This is a genomic window from Bacillus sp. ISL-46, from assembly GCF_018613205.1.
In genome coordinates this window covers 143238-161180 of record NZ_JAGGQR010000015.1, presented here as the reverse complement: position 1 = coordinate 161180, position 17943 = coordinate 143238, and the positions used below count along the sequence as shown (strand labels likewise).

At 39.9% G+C, this 17943-nt stretch carries 15 protein-coding genes and 1 other annotated feature; of the genes, 12 read left to right on the top strand and 3 right to left on the bottom strand.

The features are described 5' to 3' along the window. Positions 1 to 7 precede the first annotated feature (7 nt). The 3 genes from queA to yajC are packed head-to-tail and all read left to right on the top strand — an operon-like array spanning position 8 to position 2526. Complete coding sequence (gene queA, locus J7E67_RS10480; protein WP_214731740.1) at positions 8 to 1036, top strand: tRNA preQ1(34) S-adenosylmethionine ribosyltransferase-isomerase QueA; 1029 nt, start codon at positions 8 to 10, stop codon at positions 1034 to 1036. A 27-nt stretch (positions 1037 to 1063) separates the two neighbouring features. After that, a complete protein-coding gene (gene tgt, locus J7E67_RS10475; RefSeq protein WP_168245203.1) occupies positions 1064 to 2203 on the top strand; it encodes a tRNA guanosine(34) transglycosylase Tgt in 1140 nt (379 codons plus the stop codon). A 29-nt stretch (positions 2204 to 2232) separates the two neighbouring features. Beyond that, the gene (yajC, locus tag J7E67_RS10470) at positions 2233 to 2526 is read left to right on the top strand and encodes a preprotein translocase subunit YajC (protein ID WP_214731737.1); all 294 of its coding nucleotides are present in this window, start codon (positions 2233 to 2235) and stop codon (positions 2524 to 2526) included. Between the two features lie 97 nt (positions 2527 to 2623). Here yajC and J7E67_RS10465 read toward each other — a convergent pair whose 3' ends face one another. Beyond that, positions 2624 to 2986 carry a TIGR04086 family membrane protein gene (locus J7E67_RS10465; RefSeq protein ID WP_214731955.1) on the bottom strand — a complete coding sequence of 121 codons (363 nt, stop codon included), beginning with the start codon at positions 2984 to 2986 and terminating at the stop codon, positions 2624 to 2626. A gap of 262 nt (positions 2987 to 3248) precedes the next feature. On the opposite strand from J7E67_RS10465, the gene J7E67_RS10460 reads away from it, so the two are divergent. Continuing rightward, positions 3249 to 3908: a DUF421 domain-containing protein gene (locus tag J7E67_RS10460; RefSeq protein WP_214731735.1), complete on the top strand. Its 660-nt coding sequence runs from the start codon at positions 3249 to 3251 to the stop codon at positions 3906 to 3908. A 46-nt stretch (positions 3909 to 3954) separates the two neighbouring features. On the opposite strand, the gene spoVB is transcribed toward J7E67_RS10460, so the two are convergent. Continuing rightward, the gene (spoVB, locus tag J7E67_RS10455) at positions 3955 to 5502 is read right to left on the bottom strand and encodes a stage V sporulation protein B (RefSeq protein WP_214731733.1); all 1548 of its coding nucleotides are present in this window, start codon (positions 5500 to 5502) and stop codon (positions 3955 to 3957) included. A 138-nt stretch (positions 5503 to 5640) separates the two neighbouring features. Here spoVB and J7E67_RS10450 point away from each other — a divergent pair, with 138 nt between their 5' ends. The 6 genes from J7E67_RS10450 (at position 5641) to dtd (ending at position 14186) form a co-directional block, all read left to right on the top strand. Next, positions 5641 to 5937, top strand: coding sequence for a post-transcriptional regulator (locus J7E67_RS10450; protein ID WP_214731731.1), 297 nt, complete (start codon positions 5641 to 5643; stop codon positions 5935 to 5937). 142 nt (positions 5938 to 6079) lie between these two features. Next, entirely contained in the window at positions 6080 to 8344 is a 2265-nt protein-coding gene (gene secDF / locus J7E67_RS10445; protein WP_214731730.1) for a protein translocase subunit SecDF, read from the top strand. Positions 8345 to 8442: 98 nt separating this feature from the next. Next, the gene (recJ, locus tag J7E67_RS10440) at positions 8443 to 10806 is read left to right on the top strand and encodes a single-stranded-DNA-specific exonuclease RecJ (RefSeq protein WP_214731728.1); all 2364 of its coding nucleotides are present in this window, start codon (positions 8443 to 8445) and stop codon (positions 10804 to 10806) included. Then, a complete protein-coding gene (locus J7E67_RS10435) occupies positions 10797 to 11309 on the top strand; it encodes an adenine phosphoribosyltransferase (RefSeq protein WP_214731726.1) in 513 nt (170 codons plus the stop codon). The genes recJ and J7E67_RS10435 overlap by 10 nt, the downstream gene beginning before the upstream one ends. Before the next feature lie 221 nt (positions 11310 to 11530). After that, positions 11531 to 13729 (top strand): RelA/SpoT family protein, encoded by a 2199-nt coding sequence (locus tag J7E67_RS10430; protein ID WP_214731724.1) that lies wholly within the window; start codon positions 11531 to 11533, stop codon positions 13727 to 13729. Between the two features lie 13 nt (positions 13730 to 13742). Then, complete coding sequence (gene dtd, locus J7E67_RS10425) at positions 13743 to 14186, top strand: D-aminoacyl-tRNA deacylase (protein ID WP_214731722.1); 444 nt, start codon at positions 13743 to 13745, stop codon at positions 14184 to 14186. Between the two features lie 88 nt (positions 14187 to 14274). Here the strand turns inward: dtd and J7E67_RS10420 are convergent, their stop codons facing one another. After that, positions 14275 to 15822 carry an N-acetylmuramoyl-L-alanine amidase family protein gene (locus J7E67_RS10420; RefSeq protein ID WP_214731720.1) on the bottom strand — a complete coding sequence of 516 codons (1548 nt, stop codon included), beginning with the start codon at positions 15820 to 15822 and terminating at the stop codon, positions 14275 to 14277. Positions 15823 to 15988: 166 nt separating this feature from the next. Here J7E67_RS10420 and J7E67_RS10415 point away from each other — a divergent pair, with 166 nt between their 5' ends. Next, entirely contained in the window at positions 15989 to 16165 is a 177-nt protein-coding gene (locus tag J7E67_RS10415; protein ID WP_168245176.1) for a hypothetical protein, read from the top strand. A 61-nt stretch (positions 16166 to 16226) separates the two neighbouring features. After that, positions 16227 to 16468: a binding site (T-box leader), on the top strand. Positions 16469 to 16664: 196 nt separating this feature from the next. After that, positions 16665 to 17936 carry a histidine--tRNA ligase gene (hisS, locus tag J7E67_RS10410; protein ID WP_214731717.1) on the top strand — a complete coding sequence of 424 codons (1272 nt, stop codon included), beginning with the start codon at positions 16665 to 16667 and terminating at the stop codon, positions 17934 to 17936. The last annotated feature ends 7 nt before the right edge of the window (positions 17937 to 17943 follow it).

Below are 17943 nucleotides of genomic sequence, written 5' to 3'. Positions count from 1 at the left end.
TCATAATATGAAGGTAGATTTGTTTGATTTTCATTTGCCTGAGGAATTAATTGCACAGGTTCCGCTTCAAAATCGGACGGACAGCAGATTAATGGTCCTAGATAAGGAATCAGGCGAAATAAAGCATGAAGTTTTTAAGAATGTTATCGACTATTTGCGTGAAGGAGATTGCCTTGTTTTAAATGATACCAAGGTACTTCCTGCACGTCTTTTTGGCGTCAAAAAAGATACAGGTGCAAAAATCGAAGTCTTACTCTTGAAGCAGCTGGAAGGCGATCAATGGGAGACACTTATCAAGCCTGCAAAAAGAGTAAAAGAAGGAACGGAAATAGATTTCGGTGATGGCCTTCTTACGGCCGTTTGCACAGGGACCTCGGACCATGGCGGGAGAATTTTAGATTTTAAATATGAGGGTATTTTTTATGAGGTCCTTGACCAATTAGGTGAAATGCCGCTTCCTCCCTACATAAAAGAGCAGCTCGAGGACCGGGATAGGTATCAGACCGTGTTTGCCCGTGAACCTGGTTCAGCCGCGGCACCAACGGCAGGGCTTCATTTTACAGACAGCTTATTAGAAGCGATTAAAGAAAAAGGTGTTCATATCGCCTTTATTACCCTTCATGTAGGGCTCGGAACCTTCCGTCCTGTAAGTGTAGATGATGTATTGGAACACGATATGCACTCTGAATTTTATATCGTCACAGAGGGGACAGCGCGTCTGCTTAACGAGGTACGCAGCAATGGAGGCAGAATTATTACCGTTGGGACTACCTCAACACGAACCCTTGAAACGATTGCATCCGCAAATGATGGACGTTTTATCGAGGGCAGTGGCTGGACCAATATTTTTATTTACCCAGGGTACGAATTTAAAGGAATTGATGGCATGATAACGAACTTTCATTTGCCAAAATCAACCCTGATTATGCTCGTCAGTGCGTTAGCAGGCAGAGAGCATGTTTTACATGCTTATCAAACTGCCGTTACAGAGCGGTATCGTTTTTTTAGCTTTGGCGATGCAATGTTCATCATCTAAGAGGTACATAAGGAAGGAGAAAAAAATTTGACTGCGATTCGTTATGAATTAATCAAGACATGTAAACAAACAGGGGCCAGGCTTGGCAGAGTCCATACCCCGCACGGTTCGTTTGATACCCCTGCATTTATGCCGGTAGGAACGCTGGCAACTGTGAAAACAATGTCCCCCGAAGATTTAAAAGAAATGGGAGCGGGGATCATTTTAAGTAATACCTATCACCTGTGGCTCAGGCCGGGGCACGAAATCATCAGAGAAGCAGGCGGACTACATAAATTTATGAACTGGGACCGAGCCATCCTTACAGATTCGGGCGGATTCCAAGTATTTAGTTTAAGTGAATTCCGTAAAATTGAGGAAGAAGGAGTCCATTTCCGTAACCATATGAGCGGTGAAAAATTATTTTTATCACCAGAAAAGGCGATGGAAATTCAAAATGCCCTTGGTTCCGATATTATGATGGCCTTTGATGAATGCCCTCCATACCCTGCAACATATGAGTATATGCAGAAGTCTGTCGAGAGAACATCACGATGGGCGGAGCGCTGTTTAAATGCACATAGCCGCCCCAATGACCAAGGCTTATTTGGGATCGTCCAAGGGGGAGAATATGAGGAGCTTCGCAAGCAGAGTGCGAAAGATCTTGTTTCGTTAGACTTCCCTGGCTATGCGGTTGGTGGGTTGTCAGTGGGTGAACCAAAGGACATTATGAATCGCATGCTTGAACACACGACACCACTTTTACCTACAAATAAACCAAGGTATTTAATGGGTGTAGGATCACCTGATTCATTAATTGATGGCTCAATCCGCGGAATTGATATGTTCGACTGCGTGCTGCCCACACGAATTGCCAGAAATGGTACATTGATGACAAGCACTGGCCGACTTGTTGTAAAAAATGCACAATTTACTAGAGATTTTGGCCCGCTGGATGAAAATTGCGATTGCTATACCTGCCGAAATTATAGCCGTGCATACATTCGTCACTTAATTAAATGTGACGAAACATTTGGAATTCGTTTAACGTCTTACCATAATCTCTATTTTCTGTTAAGATTAATGGAGAAAGTCAGACAAGCCATCATGGAAGACAGGCTTGGTGATTTTAGAGAAGAATTTTTTGAGCAATATGGTTTTAACAAACCGAATGCGAAAAATTTCTAATAGATTATTTTTGAAAGGAGGGAAACAAGATGTCAGGAGGAATTGGTACCATTGTTCCATTAATATTAATGTTTGTGTTATTTTATTTCCTATTAATTCGCCCGCAGCAAAAGCGCCAGAAATCGGTTCAGAAAATGCAAAGTGATTTAAAAAAGGGTGATAAAGTAGTCACGATTGGTGGATTACATGGTTTTATAGATTCAATTGATGAGAATAAAGCCGTAATTAAATGTGGTGACGGAAGCCGTCTTACATTTGACCGTAATGCCATTCGTGAAGTCACTGCGGATGCAAGTGAAGGAAGCGTCAATCTAACAAAATAGGAACAAACGAAAAGGAAGCCGTCGTGTATGGCTTCCTTTAATTTTTTAATTGTCTAGCTCCAGCGCCCAGCAGCCCCAGCCCTTCCTCTTTTCGATGCTAAGCGGATCTCCGTGAATTGTTGGTTGAGATGTTTACCCCTAAAATTCCACCCATCATCGCAATTAAGGTATAGCAAGTATGATAAATTACTTGTTCGGAATTAAACAGGCGATCATATCCTAAGTATTGGAATAAAAAGACAACGATCGAGTAGATAAGTCCAGTTAATCCGCCAATAAGCCAACCCTTTTCTTTTCTTTTCCCGCCAGATAGAAAACCGCCTCCGAATAGCCCGATGAATGATAATGCCGTGATGACATATTGTAGTGATACTTCACGAGCAGACGTAAACTTGAGAATAAACGCAAATATAATGCTGCATATCACGGCAAATACAAGAATAAAAATTAATCCGTACAGAATTGAAGTACCAAAGCTTTTCGATTCGATTTTAACTCTCCCCCTTCAGTGCCTTCAGGCTGGCAAATAAGCCTAAATGTATAGTACTGCCAGACCCTAGATACATGTTTCACTCCTAGTACAAGCGTATTCGTAGAAGGAGGAAAGTAGAATAGGTTTCCGTGAATTTTTCTATTGAAGAGTAGGTTGGTATTTTATTCCGCTAATTTTTTAGCCACTAATGCAAATAATACCGTTGAACGTAAAAAAAGGGGCGACGGTTGTGGAGGATTATCTAACGATTGTGTTTCGAACGCTATTGTTCTATACCCTAATCCTAATTATTTTTCGTGTTATGGGGAAAAGGGAAATCGGTGAATTAAGTATTCTAGATCTAGTGGTTTTCATTATGATTGGTGAGCTGGCGGTTGTGGCAATTGAAAGACCCAAAACTCAACTGTTTCATACAATAATCCCAATGGTATTATTAATGTTAATTCAAATTTTGTTTGCAATTATTTCCTTAAAAAGTAAAAGAATACGTAATCTCATTGATGGGCAGCCAAGCATTATTATTAATAGGGGGAAAATAGATGAGAACGCAATGCGGAAGCAGCGGTACAATTTTGATGATTTAATGACCCAGCTCCGAGAAAAGAACATTCGCAGTATTGCAGACGTGGAGTTTGCAATATTAGAATCCTCTGGAAGTTTGTCTGTCATTGAAAAATTAAAGAATAATAATAATGAACCTGAGCTAGGCGATATTACCATCCCTTTAATCCTAGATGGAAACATTGAAGAAGAAAATTTGAAAAGAATTAACAAAACAAATCTCTGGCTTCGGCAGGAATTGAAAAAACAGGGCTATCGCGATGTGAAGAAGATTTCTTTTTGCAGTTATGAAAATGGGAAATTCTTTATTGATCTACAAGATGAATGAACAAAAGACACGCTAAGCATGCGTGTCTTATTTTTATAGAAAGTTATTAGGCAAACAAGTTTCGAAGCCAGGGAATACGTTTTAGCTCTTCCTTTTTAATAAGACCTAACAAAATAATCATGATCAAATAGGAAATGGACATGGCCATTAACGAAAATATTACCTTAATGGTTAACGGTTCAGTTAGGAAGGTGTTCTCAAATAACCAATAGCCTAACCAACCTGTAGCTCCCATGACTAGAAATCCCTTCAGATAATCGCGAACGTAAAATGAGAAGGAAATCTTTTTTAATACCGTTGCAAAGTGAAGAACAGTGACTAATACAAAACCAACGATAATTCCTAATGCCACCCCGTTAATTCCAAATGAGGCTTGCGAAGCCAGTAAAAAAATCACAGCTGTCTTAATAATGGCGCCAATAAGACTATTAATCATAGCTGCTCGTGCAAGATTCAATGCTTGTAACACAGCTTGTAACGGTCCTTGATAGTAATAGAATAAAAAGAAGGGAGCCATCAATCTAATAAAATAAGAGCCCTTCGCTGAGCCATACATGAGTTCCATCAATGGGTTAGCCAGCACATATAGAACGACAACGGCCAGTCCACCCGATAAAAAGGCAAAGCGCAATGCTTGCTGTAACCGGTATTCAATCAATTTTTTGTTGTTCTGCGTATTGGCTTCGCTAATCGCAGGCACAAGTGATGTAGCTAAAGAAAAGGTGATGAAAGACGGTAACATTAACAGTGGCATCGCAAAACCAGTTAAGGCACCGTATTGTTTGGTAGCTTCTACAGTGATGACACCAGCAAGGGCTAAGCTATGGACGACAACTATTGGTTCAAAGAACCATGCCACAGATCCAATCATTCTGCTCCCCATTGTCGGTAAAGCGATATCCATGAGTTCTTTGAAGGTTTGTTTCCCGCTGTGGACAAATTGAAAGAAATTTTTCCTAAGCCTAAAACGTTTTTTTAATTTAAAGGCAGTCATTAAGTAGATGAGTGAGACAAGTTCGCCGATCACAGAAGAAACCATTGCTGCTGCGGCGGCATATTCAATTCCATAGGGAAGGAACGCTTTTGTCATCACAGCAATCAAAGTAATTCGCACAAATTGTTCTAAAATTTGTGAGATTGCCGAGGGACGCATGTTTTGTCTGCCTTGAAAGTAGCCCCGAAGCACAGATGAAATCGCAATTACTGGAACCACTGGAGCTATTGCAATTAAAGGATAAAAGGTTCTTGGGTCAGTAAACAATGTTTTTGATAGAATGGGTGCAAGTAAGATTAGCGCTGGCGTAAATATAAGTGATAAAGAAATAGTCGTCGCTAGGGATACAACAAGAATTTTTTTAATCTCTGCAAAATTTCCCTTTGCTTCTGCCTCTGCGACATTTTTTGAAATAGCAACAGGGAGCCCTAACTGAGTAAGCGTCACTACAAGGATGAATGTAGGAAACGCCATCATGTATAAGCCAACACCTTCTTCCCCAATACTCCTTGCTATTACAATCCGATTAATAAAACCAAGGACTCTTGTAACAAGACCTGCGATTAATAGGATAAAAGTCCCCTTTAAAAACTTCGACATGCGGATTCCCACCTTCTCAAATAAGAAGAATTCATATACAATTATCTATATGCCTAATGGTGGACAAAGCATGACAAGTAGTAAAAGCTTTTTGAAAAGTTCAATTCAGGTGGGAGAGCTCCCAAGGAGGCAGTCATAATGGATAATAGTCACAGATTCGAACATTTTCGCACCCAGGTCCAACCAGCAGTAGCAAGTAAACTCATGGAGTTTCAATTGCTAGGGATTGATTCTGTAACGGAGAAGGAACTTTGGGATTTTTTAATTAAGAAAAAGTGGAAAAAGGTAAAGGAAGAAATGAAACTGTACGAAATTATCCAAGAAATCCTGTCTGTTAAGGCGAGCGATTATCTCAGCTTCGCGACGATTGAGGCATATAAAACGACCGAATTCTCATTTGATAATGAAGAAGAATTGAAAGAGCTTTTAAAATGAAAATGCCTTATGAATTCATATTATTGTAAATTGACAGCCAATCTAACTTCTTTCATAATGAAGGAAGTGACTTTTTGGTAATTTATATAAGGATTATATGGAACAGTGCTAATGCACATGCACTAAGGAGGAACAATACATAATGGTAAAGCGCAGTAGAATTGTTGCTTTTTTTCTTGTCGTCCTAATTATAGGAAGCACAATGGGAGCAACAACAAAGAACATCTTAAATAATATGAAGCTAGGACTAGACCTTCAAGGTGGATTTGAAGTTTTGTACGATGTTAAGGAAGCGAAAAAAGGTCAAAAGATTGATAAAGAGGTTTTGGCAAGTACCGCTGAGGCACTCGACAAGCGGATCAATGTCCTTGGGGTGAGTGAACCTAGTATTCAAATTGAAGGAAAGAACCGGATTCGTGTGCAGCTTGCTGGGGTAACAGACCAGAATAAAGCTCGCGAAATCTTATCTACTCAAGCAAATCTAACCTTCCGTGATGCTAATGACCGTCTGATGATGGATGGTTCTGACCTAAAACAAGGCGGAGCTAAGCAAACTTTTGATGAAAATGGTGCACCAAGCGTTTCTTTAACATTAAAAAGTGCCGATAAATTCCGCAAGGTGTCCGAAGAAATTATGAATATGGCACCAAACAATGTTCTTGTTATTTGGCTGGATTTTGAAGAAGGAAAAGACTCCTTTAAAGAGGAAGTAACAAAAGAGAACCCTAAATTTTTATCAGCCCCAACAGTAAAGCAAATATTTAATCAAAATACAGTTTCGATTGTTGGCAGTTTTACTGCAAAAGAATCTCAAACCTTAGCTTCGCTTTTAAATGCAGGCTCCTTACCGGTTAAGTTAAAAGAGGTGTATTCAACTTCCGTCGGAGCTAAGTTCGGGGAACAGGCATTACATGATACGGTCTTAGCTGGAATCATTGGTGTTGTAATCATATATCTTTTCATGCTTTTCTATTACCGTTTTCCAGGATTCATTGCTACTGTTACGTTATCAATTTATATATTTCTCGTCTTATTAATTTTCGATTGGATGAATGGGGTTCTGACCTTGCCGGGAATTGCCGCGATTATTCTCGGAATCGGTATGGCCGTCGACGCCAACATTATTACTTATGAACGGATTAGAGAAGAACTAAAGGTAGGTAGAAGCATTAAATCAGCGTTCCAAGCTGGTGAGCAGCATGCTTTTACAGCTATTCTTGACGCCAACTTAACAACAATCTTAACAGCTTGTGTATTATTCTTTTACGGGACAAGCTCTGTAAAAGGGTTTGCGACAATGTTAATAGTGAGTGTCCTAATGAGCTTCCTCACGAATGTTTACGGTGCAAGGTTATTGCTAGGGCTTTGGGTCCAAAGCGGTTTATTAAATAATAAACCTGGTTGGTTTTCAGTACGCAAGTCCCAAATTAAATCTATTAACGATAATGTAGATACAATCGATCTTCCGACTCGATTTGATAAAATTGATTTTGTTAGACTTAGGAATAAAGTATTCATCCTATCCGGAGTTCTCCTTGTTGCCGGTGTTATCATTCTCGCTATTTTCCGTATGAATTTAGGAATTGATTTTTCAAGCGGAACACGTGTAGAGGTTCAATCAAGAACACCTTTAACCACTACCCAGGTGGAAAATGCTTTTAACAAACTTCATTTAACTCCAGATGATGTCGTCATTTCTGGTGATAAAAAGCAAATTGGTGCCGTCCGAATGATTGGGGTACTGTCAAAAGATGAAATTTCAACTTTGAAAGCAGATTTTAAAAAGCAATTTGGCTATGAGCCGAATGTTAGCACCGTTTCTCCAACGATTGGAAAAGAACTAGCGAAAAATGCCTTTTTTGCCGTCTTGATTGCATCAATTGGTATCATTCTCTACGTTTCGATTCGGTTTGAAGCTTATATGGCAATCGCCGCGATTGCTGCCATCCTTCATGATGCATTTTTCATGATTGCTATTTTTAGTATTACAAGACTTGAAGTAGATTTAAACTTTATCGCCGCAATTTTGACGATTATTGGTTACTCAAACCATGATACGATTGTTACATTCGATAGGGTTCGCGAGAATATGCAAAAGAAAAAACGGCTTAAAACGGTTCAGGATATTGCTGATGTGGTAAATGTTAGTATTCGCCAAACTTTAACACGGTCGTTTAACACCGTTTTAACAGTCCTCATTACGACAGTATGCTTAATGATTTTTGGAAGCCCGGCAATTCGCAATTTCTCTATCGCTTTATTCGTTGGATTAATTATTGGGGTATATTCCTCCGTCTTTGTCGCAGGCTCTTTATGGTATGTGTTGAAATGTAAAGAATTGAAGAAGAAGGGCGTAATTAAAACGGTAAAAGAGAAAAGAACGTACTCTGATCAACCACAAGTATAAATTTAGTTGAAAACCGCAGATATCCTGCGGTTTTTCTTTTGATTGAATCCTGTATTCTACTCCTGTATAATAAGAAGGTCTGAGGGGTGAACATACACATGTTAAGTTCGAAAACAAGATGGATTGTTCGGAAATCCGATGAACAACTGATCAAAAAGCTAGAAACTGAATTGAAAATAACGCCTCTTGTCGCTTCACTGCTTGTCAACCGTGGCTTTAATACCGTTGAGTCTGCACGGTATTTTTTATTTGGAAAGGAAGAATTCCACGATCCCTTTCTCCTGACAGGAATGGATATTGCAGTTACGAGAATTCGTGAAGCCATCGAAAACCAAGAGCCGATCCTCATATTCGGCGATTATGACGCTGATGGAGTAAGCAGCACATCAGTATTAATGATCACGCTTCGTGACCTTGGTGCAAATGTTCAATTTTACATCCCTAATCGTTTCACTGAAGGATATGGCCCGAATGAGGCCGCATTCCGGATTGCAGCGGAAAATGGAATAAATTTAATTATTACTGTGGATACTGGAATATCAGCTACCTATGAGGCATCCGTTGCAAAAGAGCTAGGCATGGATCTCATCATTACCGATCACCATGAGCCTGGGCCGGTATTACCTGAGGCACTTGCGATCATTCATCCCAAGCTTCCTGATAGTACCTATCCGTTTCGTGAACTGGCAGGAGTGGGTGTAGCCTTTAAACTTGCCCATGCCCTTTACGGGGAGGTTCCAGAGCATTTGTTAGAAATAGCTGTGATTGGGACGATTGCGGATTTAGTCTCGTTAAAGGATGAGAATCGACTGATCGCTAAAAAAGGACTTGAAAAACTAAAAACAACGAATAATATTGGCCTTAGAGCCATTTTAAAGCTGGCAGGGGTCGATCCCATGTCGATAAATGAAGAAACAATTGGCTTTACCCTCGCGCCAAGGATTAATGCCGTGGGGCGTTTAGAAGATGCTGACTTAGCTGTTCAACTGATCTTAACCGATGATCCACTCGAAGCAGAAAGCCTAGCATCAGAAATGGATGCTCTCAATAAGTCAAGACAGTCGATTGTTAATTCGATTACGACTGAGGCGATGGAAGATGTTGAAAAGAATTTCCCGATCGAGTCTAATAAAGTTCTAGTCATCGGTAAGGAAGGCTGGAATGCCGGAGTCATCGGAATTGTTGCCTCAAGACTCGTTGAAAAGTATTACCGGCCAACGATTGTATTGAATTTTGACCCGGATAAGGGAGTGGCAAAGGGTTCAGCACGCAGTATTGCAGGTTTTGACCTATTTAAAAATTTATCAACCTGCCGTGATATTTTGCCGCACTTTGGCGGTCACCCCATGGCAGCAGGGATGACCTTAAACCTAGAGAATGTTGCGGAACTCCGCACAAGGTTAAATTTACTGGCAGAAGAACAACTGACTCATGAGGATTTAATTCCAGTAACATTTCTCGATGAGGAAATTAAACTTCAACATGTAAATCTATCATCATTAGATGAAATGAGTCTACTTGCTCCTTTTGGAATGGACAACCCCAAACCAAAGGTTTTAATAAACAATGTCGATATTACAAATATCAGAAAAATTGGCAGTGAGCAAAACCACTTAAAGGTATTAGTGAATGAAAGTGGTGCTAATCTGGATGGGGTAGGCTTTGGTTTAGGACCCTTAGTGGATCATATCTCACCTGCATCAAAAATTTCATTAATTGGAGAATTATCTGTTAACGAATGGAACAATATACGTAAACCACAAATTTTCATCCACGATATTGCCGTGGAGTCATGGCAATTATTTGACTATCGCGGACAAAAGCGGATCAACAGCCTTTCAAATGCTGTCCCTGCTGATAACAGGAAGTTTATTATTTTTAATCAAGAACATCTTGGAAAAATAAACCCTAATTTGATCGATGAGACCATTTTTATTAAAGATGTAGAAGAAGCAAAAGCGTTCGATGGGAACAAGGCAAATATTGTTCTGGTTGACTTTCCTTCATCAAAAGAAATCCTAAAGGTTTTATTTAAAGGGAAACAACCAGCTAGGATTTATGCTTATTTTTATAAAGAATCCAGTGATTTCTTTAGTACTGTCCCGACCCGTGACCATTTTAAATGGTTTTATGCTTTTCTGTTAAAAAAGGGTCCGATCGATCTTAAACGACATGGGGGTGACCTCGCGAAGCATCGCGGTTGGTCGCAGGAAACGATAAACTTTATGTCAAAGGTGTTTTCTGACCTGGATTTTGTTACAATAAACAATGGATTTATAACTTTAAACACCGGAGCGCAAAAGCGTGACCTAACTGACTCTCGAACCTACCAAATAAAACAAGCACAATATGAACTTGAAAGGGAATTATTGTTTTCATCCTTTCAGGATTTAAAAGCCTGGTTCGATCAAGTTATTCAAGAGTCGGTTGAAACTGAGGAGGCAATTGAAGAATGGACTTAAAAGAATTTATTACAATCGTGCCTGACTGGCCAAAAGAAGGAATTAAATTTAAAGATATCACCCCTTTAATGAATGATGGTGAGGCATATAAATATGCAACAGACCAAATCGTTGCTTATGCAAAAGAAAGACAAATTGATCTGATTGTTGGACCTGAAGCCAGAGGATTTATTATTGGCTGTCCGGTTGCTTATGCCTTAGGCGTAGGCTTTGCTCCTGTCCGTAAAGATGGTAAACTTCCAAGGGAAACAATTAAAGTTGGTTACGGGCTTGAATATGGTAAAGATGTTCTAACCATCCATAAAGATGCCATCCAACCTGGCCAACGTGTCCTAATTACGGATGATTTGTTGGCTACAGGCGGTACAATCGATGCGACGATTCAATTAGTGGAGCAACTTGGCGGTGTGGTTGCAGGGATTGCTTTCTTAGTTGAGTTAAGTTATTTAGAAGGTAGAAAAAAACTTGATGGTTATGATGTTTTAACATTGATGCATTATTAAACCATTAAAGAGGGCACTCAGGGCGAGTGCTCTCTTTATATAATTTAAAGCGGAAGTGCCCGTTTAGCACAATCTTTCCTGAATAGTGTGGAAAAAGACTCTCAATCTCTTTACATCTTGGCTTTTTTTTTCGATAATAATAACAATCATTCCTATTTAGAACAAATTTTTAGAGAATGACATTTATATAAATAAAATGAGACGAAAATAAAGGTGATTTCATGGCGAATGATCTAGTGTTAACAGCCGACCAAGTCATCGACAAGACTCGGAATTATTTAAATGATGAACATGTTAAATTTTTGGAAAAAGCATACGAATTTGCAAAACATGCTCATCGTGAACAATATCGAAAATCGGGCGAACCGTACATTATTCATCCGATCCAGGTTGCTGGCATTCTAGCTGACTTGGAGATGGATCCTGCCACGGTTGCAGCTGGTTTTCTTCATGACGTCGTTGAAGATACGAGTATATCTTTAAAAGATATTGAGTCTTCTTTTAATGACGAAGTGGCCATGCTTGTCGACGGCGTAACCAAATTAGGGAAAATTAAATATAAATCTCACGAGGAACAGCAGGCAGAGAACCACAGAAAAATGTTTGTGGCAATGGCCCAGGATATCCGGGTCATCCTTATTAAGCTTGCCGACCGTTTGCATAATATGCGGACACTTAAACATCTTCCTTTAGAAAAGCAGCGTCGGATTTCAAATGAAACACTTGAAATTTTTGCACCTTTGGCACATCGTCTTGGTATTTCTAAGATTAAATGGGAACTGGAAGATACAGCCTTAAGATATTTAAATCCGCAGCAATATTATCGAATTGTTAACTTAATGAAAAAGAAGCGTGCCGAACGTGAGCAATATTTAGTGGATGTCATTGAAGAAGTTAAGAACCGAATGGGTGAAGTGTCCATTAAAGCAGAGCTATCTGGTCGTCCGAAGCATATTTATAGCATTTATCGGAAAATGGCATTGCAAAACAAACAGTTCAGTGAAATTTATGATCTGCTAGCTGTTCGTATCGTCGTAAACAGTATTAAGGATTGCTATGCTGTTTTAGGGATTATTCACACTTGCTGGAAACCAATGCCCGGCCGTTTCAAGGATTATATCGCGATGCCGAAGCCTAATATGTATCAATCCTTGCATACTACCGTAATCGGCCCAAAAGGAGATCCGCTTGAGGTTCAAATTAGAACGAATGAGATGCATCGGATTGCTGAATTCGGGGTGGCAGCACACTGGGCTTATAAAGAGGGCAAAGAAGCACTTAACGAGAGCACTTCTTTTGAACAGAAATTAACCTGGTTCAGAGAAATACTCGAGTTCCAAAATGATACCGCCGATGCGGAAGAGTTTATGGAGTCATTGAAAATTGACTTATTTTCGGATATGGTTTTTGTGTTTACACCTAAAGGTGATGTCATTGAGTTGCCGTCTGGTTCTGTTCCTATTGATTTTGCTTATCGAATTCACTCCGAAATTGGCAATAAGACGATAGGCGCAAAAGTGAATGGCAAAATGGTGACGCTGGACTACCGGCTTAAGACTGGTGATATCATCGAAATCCTTACATCGAAACATTCATACGGTCCAAGTCAGGATTGGTTGAAGCTGGCGCAAACATCGCAAGCGAAAAACAAGATTCGGGCCTTCTTTAAGAAGCAGCGCCGCGATGAAAATGTCGATAAAGGCAAAGAGATGGTTGAAAAAGAAATTCGTAATATGGAGTTCGATATTAAAGAAATATTGACCTCTGACAATCTGAAAAAGGTTGCTGAAAAGTTTAATTTCTCCAGTGAAGAAGATATGTATGCAGCAGTTGGTTATAATGGTGTAACGGCTTTACAGGTCGCCAACCGATTAACCGAGAAATGGCGCAAAAAGAGGGATCAGGAACAGAGTTCAAATATTACCAATGCCATAACGGACCTTAAAACCTTCCCATCTTCCAAAAAACGTGAATCCGGTGTCCGAGTTTCCGGGATTGATAATTTACTGATTCGGTTATCAAGATGCTGTAATCCGGTTCCAGGCGATGAAATTGTTGGTTTTATTACAAAAGGCCGCGGGGTCTCTGTACATCGTTCGGACTGTACGAACATTGATTCTAATGATGCTCAGTCTAGGTTAATCCCGGTAGAATGGGAATCGTCCTTAAATGATCGGAAAGAATATAATGTTGATATTGAAATTAACGGTTATGACCGTAGAGGGCTTCTGAATGAAGTACTTCAAGCTGTAAATGAAACGAAAACAAATATCTCTGCCGTTTCAGGCAAATCGGATCGGAATAAAATGGCGACAATTAGCATGTCGATTGCCATACACAATGTGAACCATTTGCAAAAGGTGGTTGAACGAATTAAACAGATCCCCGATATTTATTCCGTCCGTCGAATGATGAATTAAGGAGTTTCAAAAAATGCGTGTAGTTGTTCAACGAAGTAAAGGTGCCAGCGTAACTGTTGGCGGGGAAGTAACTGGTCAAATAACAAAGGGGCTTGTCTTACTTGTCGGTATCACCCATGCTGACAAGGAAGAGGATGCCATCTACCTAGCCGATAAAATTGCCAACCTCCGTATTTTTGAGGATGCCGATGAAAAGATGAATCTATCTTTATTAGATGTTGGCGGTGAAATTCTGTCTGTTTCGCAATTTACTCTTTACGGTGATTGCCGAAAGGGGAGAAGGCCAAACTTCATGGATGCGGCCCGGCCAGACCAAGCTGTTCAACTTTATGAGTTACTTAACAGCTTGCTGAGGGAAAAAGGGATTCGTGTTGAAACAGGCATATTCGGTGCGATGATGGATGTTGAACTCATCAATAACGGTCCCGTGACGTTGATACTTGAAAGTAAATCATAAAAAAGGCTTGGCACTTTCGATTAGGTGCTAAGTCTTTTTTATTTTATATAGGAAAAGCCCTGGAAATTGTAGAAACCTTCCAAGGCTCTTAATCATTCTCTTTAAAATATCTGGCTAATCCATTAAACAAACCAGAAGCGGCATTTTCTTGGAATACACTGGATTTTATCGTCATTTCTTCTTCCGGGTTACTTAAATAGCCAAGTTCTATTAAAACGGCTTTTTGACTATTCTCACGGATCACATGGAAATCGCCAAAACGCACCCCGCGGTTTATCAATTTTGTTTGTCCAATGGTTGATGTAAAAATGGATTCAGCCAGGGCTTTTTGATAGGAATGATAATAAAAGCCAGTCATTCCTCGAACACTGCGATCTAAATTACTATCGTAATGAAGGCTGATAAAAGCATCCGCCTTGTAATTACTTGCCATATTCACTCGAGCCGCGAGTTGTAAGTAAGAATCATTTTTTCTCGTTACGTAGACATTGGCTCCTGCGGCTTTTAATTTATTAGATAAAAGCTGGGATGTCCTAAGTGTAAGCTCTTTTTCATATGTTCCGCTCGCTCCAGTAGCCCCTTTATCCACTCCGCCATGTCCTGGGTCCAGAACAATGGTTTTATTTTTAAGATATAATTCGGCTCCGGGCTTTTCAATCTGTTGTTTCGTTCCGTTAATGGAAACAAGCCAGCCAGCAACATACCCTGTTTTTCCGTTCTTCAGCTTAATCTCATACCAGTCATTGATTACCCTTTTAACGGGATAATTACTGCCTTTATTTGCACGCTCGAGGACACCTGATTGCACATTTGGATCTATTCGGATATTTGTCCCGTTGTGTATTATCGTAATGATACTTTTCTTGACAGCTTGTCCAGATTGGGATTTCACTGTTTTTTTATCAAGATACCATCCGGCAACCCATCCGAAACTACCAGTCTTGTATTCTATTTTTTCCCAGTTATTCTTCTCTTCTACTATCTTATAACTTAAACCATAGGTTACCGTCCCAATGGGGTTTGAATTAAATGAGGCCTCTGAGCGAACACTAAGACTATTCGCTGTTACGGTACCGGTGACGGTACTGGCAGTCTTTTCGTTTTGAGTCGTGCCATTTTGAGCACTTGATGATTGGCTGTCAATAAACTCAGAACGGACCCATCCCCTTACATTAGAAAAGCCAACCTCTAACCAATTATTTTGTTTAGAATAAATGGTTACGCTTGTCCCACCTGTTAATTTCCCAATAACGGGACTCGATGTGGAGGGTTCATGTCTTATGTTTAATGTATCACCATTGACGATCCCTGTATTATTTTTCGTTGCAGTACTTTCTGGTTTACTTTCTTGTTGGAAATCGTTATCTTTTGCGACTAGCCAATTAACTAACCAGCCAGTTTTACCAAATGATAATTGAATTTGAATCCAATCACCTTGCTCCTTTACAATCTGATACTTCTCGCCCCGATTGGCTATTTTTACAAGGGGATAACTCAAGCCTGGGCCGCCGCGGACATTGACTAAATCGGTGGAAATAGTAATGGAACCTGTCGCTGCTACACTTTTCCCTTGAGGAAGGAAGGCTCCAAAAATAAGAATAATAGATAATAGCAATAAACTATACTTCTTGACCATAACACCCTCCTTTTTATTAATTCAATTTTAACGTATTAAAAGCTGGAAATCATTCCTAAATTGCTAATATTGTCCAATAAGTTGAGAAATACTTATTGATTATGCAAGTTTTTCACGAATGGTGGAAATAATATTAGTATTGAAGAAAGGGCAGAGGTGATTAAGGATGAGAGCGAGTGAAAAAGGAATGAACATCCAGTCAATGGATGGACGACTTTTCGGCGTTGATTTTCATGATTTTATTCAAAAGGAACAGCATGCTACCTCGTTTGAACTGGCATCAGAATTTGGATTAACGATCGGTGATGTCAGAAAGTTAAAAAAACATTTAGAAAGATCATAAAACACTATTGACATTACCATCGATGCTCCGTAATATTAATAAAATAAAATGACATATTGCGACATAACCAATGATGGAGCATAGTAATTAAGCACAGTCATGAAAAGAGAGGAAATGCCCTAGGCTGAAAGCATTTCTACATGGAACTTAATGAAGGAACACTCCGTAGGCTTCTCTCTGAAAAAGGAATAACTCTAGTAGGAGAAGAACGTAGCAGGCGTTAACTGTTAAAGAGGAAGTGCATGAAATCTATGCCTTCAACTAGGGTGGCACCGCGGGATTATTATAACTCTCGTCCCTTGTATTCATACAAGGGATGGGAGTTTTTTGTTGTTTAAAAGAAAAGCGGAAGCGTCCGTTTAGCGAAGTTCACTAGCCGCAGGACGCTCTTCAGAAAAGCTAACGCTTTTCTTTCGTGCGAGGTATCGCTTTCGAAGATTACTCAAATGGAGCTAAACACAATACTTACATAACTGATTAAATGAGGAGGTTTTCCACTATGTCAATAAGCATTCCACGGGGAACGCAAGACATTTTACCCGGAGAGGTTGAAAAGTGGCAGCTGATTGAAGCAAAAGCGAGAGAACTTTGTGAGAAATATCAATACAAGGAGATTCGCACCCCAATTTTTGAACATACCGATCTTTTTTCAAGAGGCGTTGGCGATAGCACCGATATTGTTCAAAAGGAAATGTACACATTTGAAGACAGGGGCAAAAGGAGTCTCACGCTTAGACCAGAAGGAACTGCAGCGGTAGTTCGCTCCTATGTTGAGAAAAAAATGTTTGGGCTGCCTAATCAGCCTGTAAAGCTTTATTATATGGGGCCAATGTTTAGATATGAACGCCCACAAGCAGGACGGTTTCGCCAGTTTGTCCAGTTTGGAATTGAAGCATTAGGCAGTAATGACCCTGCCATCGATGCAGAAGTTATTTCGCTCGCGATGAACTTGTATAAAGAAATGGGCTTAAAAAAGCTGAAGTTGATTATTAATAGTTTGGGTGATAAGGAAAGTCGGAACGCCCACCGCGATGCGTTAGTCAATCACTTTAAACCAAGAATCGGCGAGTTTTGTCATGACTGTCAAAATCGTCTCGAAAAAAATCCGCTCCGTATCTTGGATTGTAAAGTGGACCGCGAGCATGAGTTAATGAAAACAGCGCCATCGATTCTTGAGTTTCTGAATGATTTTTCAAAGAACTATTTTGAAAAATTACAGCGCTATTTAACCCAGCTTGATATTCCGTTTGAAGTGGATGCCAACTTAGTGCGCGGGTTGGATTATTATAACCACACCGCATTCGAAATTATGAGTAATGCGGAAGGCTTTGGGGCAATTACCACGCTTTGTGGAGGCGGTCGTTATAACGGGTTAGCAGAAGAAATTGGCGGTCCTGAAACGCCTGGAATAGGTTTTGCCTTAAGTATCGAACGTTTTATTGCTGCGCTTAATGCAGAAGGAATCGAGCTGGAGATTAACGAAAGCATTGATTGCTATCTAGCTGCACTAGGGGAAGAAGCTAAGGATTACACGGTCGGACTGTTGCAGCAGCTGCGCAGGGCGGGCTTTTCAGCAGAAAGAGATTATTTAAATCGAAAAATTAAAGCTCAATTTAAAGCAGCCGATCGTCTAAAAGCAAAATATGTGGCGGTTCTTGGCGATGAGGAGCTTAAAAATAATAAGATTAATGTGAAAAATATGGCGACTGGTGAGCAAGTAGAAATCGATTTAGCAACTTTTATTAAACAATTCCAAGAGTTGCAGGAATAAGGGGAGG

What these genes read in the sequence shown, in the direction of transcription:
- queA (WP_214731740.1), top strand. Translation starts at nt 8, where the DNA reads ATGAAGGTAGATTTGTTTGATTTTCATTTGCCTGAGGAATTAATTGCA.
- secDF (WP_214731730.1), top strand. Translation starts at nt 6,080, where the DNA reads ATGGTAAAGCGCAGTAGAATTGTTGCTTTTTTTCTTGTCGTCCTAATT.
- J7E67_RS10415 (WP_168245176.1), top strand. Translation starts at nt 15,989, where the DNA reads ATGAGAGCGAGTGAAAAAGGAATGAACATCCAGTCAATGGATGGACGA.
- J7E67_RS10450 (WP_214731731.1), top strand. Translation starts at nt 5,641, where the DNA reads ATGGATAATAGTCACAGATTCGAACATTTTCGCACCCAGGTCCAACCA.
- J7E67_RS10435 (WP_214731726.1), top strand. Translation starts at nt 10,797, where the DNA reads ATGGACTTAAAAGAATTTATTACAATCGTGCCTGACTGGCCAAAAGAA.
- hisS (WP_214731717.1), top strand. Translation starts at nt 16,665, where the DNA reads ATGTCAATAAGCATTCCACGGGGAACGCAAGACATTTTACCCGGAGAG.
- dtd (WP_214731722.1), top strand. Translation starts at nt 13,743, where the DNA reads ATGCGTGTAGTTGTTCAACGAAGTAAAGGTGCCAGCGTAACTGTTGGC.
- J7E67_RS10430 (WP_214731724.1), top strand. Translation starts at nt 11,531, where the DNA reads ATGGCGAATGATCTAGTGTTAACAGCCGACCAAGTCATCGACAAGACT.
- yajC (WP_214731737.1), top strand. Translation starts at nt 2,233, where the DNA reads ATGTCAGGAGGAATTGGTACCATTGTTCCATTAATATTAATGTTTGTG.
- spoVB (WP_214731733.1), bottom strand. Translation starts at nt 5,502, where the DNA reads ATGTCGAAGTTTTTAAAGGGGACTTTTATCCTATTAATCGCAGGTCTT.
- J7E67_RS10420 (WP_214731720.1), bottom strand. Translation starts at nt 15,822, where the DNA reads ATGGTCAAGAAGTATAGTTTATTGCTATTATCTATTATTCTTATTTTT.
- recJ (WP_214731728.1), top strand. Translation starts at nt 8,443, where the DNA reads ATGTTAAGTTCGAAAACAAGATGGATTGTTCGGAAATCCGATGAACAA.